Raw genomic sequence first — 2,191 nt, forward strand, 5'->3', positions numbered from 1 at the left:
GTTCAGCACCACGTAGGGTGCGTTGGTCGTGTACTTGCTGTCCTGCGTGTTGCTGCAGCAGCCGCCAAAACCCGGCGAGCCGTTGACGACGCCGGGCACGTTCAGCACGCGGGCGCCCTCGCCGCTGGCCGACAGCGAGTACTGGTTGAAGTTCCACGTCAGGTCCAACTGCTGCACCGAGGTGTAGAGGCCCGCCACGGCGCTGAGCTTGGCTGCACCGCCTAGTTCGAAGTCACGCGAGAACTTCAGGTCGTTGGCCATCAGGYCGGCGTTGTCGACCTTGGTGTTGAAGACGACGGCCGTGAACTTGTTGCCTGTGTAGGCCGCACCGGCATCGGGGCCAGTGGCCAGGGTGGTGCCGGCCGGCGCGGCGGCCACGTCGTCGCCTGGGAAGATGCCGATGAAGCGACCCGAATTGCGGCTCCACGAGAACTTGTTCTGCAGGCGAAAGCCACCGCCGGCGTCGAGGTCAAGGTCGGCGCCGAAAGCGTCGCTCCTGGCAGTGAGGCCGTCGCGGATGTTGCTGGTGGCGCGGCTGTTGGTGTTGGTCAGCGTGCTGTCCAGCGGCCAGGCGACATCGTAGAAGGCGGCGCGGCGCGGGTCCAGGCCGGGAATCTCCTGGATGCTGCCGTTCACGTACTTCACCGGCGTAGGCATGAAGGTCGGGCTGTGGTCATCCAGGTGCTTGAGGCTGAAGCGCACATAGCTCTTGCCCTCCAGTTCGAAGGTGACGTTGGCGCGCACCTGACCGCCGTTCTCGGTGCCGTCGGCACCCTTGCGGCCGCCGTCGCCCACGCGGTAGAAGCCACCGATGAAGAAGCGCGTTTTGGCCGCCAGGCGACCGCCGTAGCCGAAGTCGACGCGGGTCTGGTCGAAGTCCAGGCCCTTGGTCAGCTGCAGGCTGCCACCGGGCTCGAGGCCGGTCTTGCCGATGAAGTTGATGATGCCGCCGGGCGCACCGGTGGCCAACAGCGCGGCCGAACCGCCGCGCACGACCTCCAGGCGCTCGAAGCCGGCGTCGGCGCGCATCCAGGTGTCGGGCGTGGCGAAGGCGATGTCGCCGAACTGCAGCACGGGCAAGCCGTCTTCCTGGAACTGGATGTAGCGCGCGCCGCCGGCCGAGACCGGGATGCCGCGCACGGCGACGTTGGCGTTGGACTCGCCGCCGCTGGCCTCGGCGCGGATGCCGGGCACGCCCCGGAGCAGGTCCGTGGCACTGGCGGCGGTGRCGGCCGCGACGCCTTCGCTCTCGATGGTCGAGATGGCCACGCTGGAGCGCATCTTGGACTTGGCCGTCGAAGTGCCGGTGACGACGACGGCGTCGAGCTTGAGGCCGTCGGCCGATTCAGCGGCGGTAGCGGCGACCTGTTGGCCTTGCGCGGCCACGCTCAACAGCGCCAGGGCCACGGCGGCGGACAGCGGTTGCAGAGACGGGCGGCGGCTGGACCGCGCGGCGGTCGGATGGGGGCTGGGCATGGAGTCTCCTGGTTGTCGGTGTTTGAGCGCCCTCTGCGGGGCGAAGCGGCTTGGCCACCCTGTCGAGCGCCGATCCGTGCCGCCATTCTGCGTCGCCGCCGTTTGTTTTGCAATCGATTGCATTTCGGTAGAAACACGTATTCGACAAACATCATTGGTACTGATATTTGACCGAATGAAAACGATAGGCAGCCGCGCTCCGGCCCACAGCTGCGCTGACCGGGCGGCGCGGGCCGCGCGGTCAGGGTGCTGCCGTCAGGCGTGGGGAGCGCTCTCGCGCAGCGTCAGGTAAACCGGCATCGTGCGCGGCCCGGCGCGTTCGCCACGCAGCTGGCCCAGCAGTGCYTCCACCAGCTMAGCACCCGCTTCGGCCACCGGTTGGTGGACGGTGGTCAGCGGCGGGTCACAGTAGGCGGCCAACGGCATGTCGTCGTAGCCGATGACGGCCACGTCGCCCGGCACGCTGCGGCCCGCGGCACGCAAGGCCTGGATGGTCAGCAGCGCCAGCACGTCGCTGCAGCAGACGACGCCGTCGAAGCCACGCTGTGCAGAACAGAACTCGCGCAGCACTTCGGTCGCCACGCCGGGCTCGAAGGGCGCGGCCAGCTCCAGCGCGGGGTCGACGTCCAGGCCCGCCTCGCGCAGCGCCTGGGCGTAGCCCTGGCGGCGCAGCCAGACCTCGGGCAGATTGGCATCGCCCACGAAGGCGATGCGG

At 68.8% G+C, this 2,191-nt stretch carries 2 protein-coding genes; both read right to left on the minus strand.

Translation table 11 applies throughout. The features are described from left to right. A partial coding sequence (locus AC1DU6_RS28505; protein WP_477861244.1) for a TonB-dependent receptor plug domain-containing protein occupies positions 1 to 1,476 on the minus strand: 1,476 nt, incomplete at its 3' end. Positions 1,477 to 1,731: 255 nt separating this feature from the next. After that, a partial coding sequence (locus AC1DU6_RS28510; protein ID WP_477861246.1) for a substrate-binding domain-containing protein occupies positions 1,732 to 2,191 on the minus strand: 460 nt, incomplete at its 5' end.

It is taken from the genome of Roseateles sp. P5_B10, assembly GCF_056400485.1.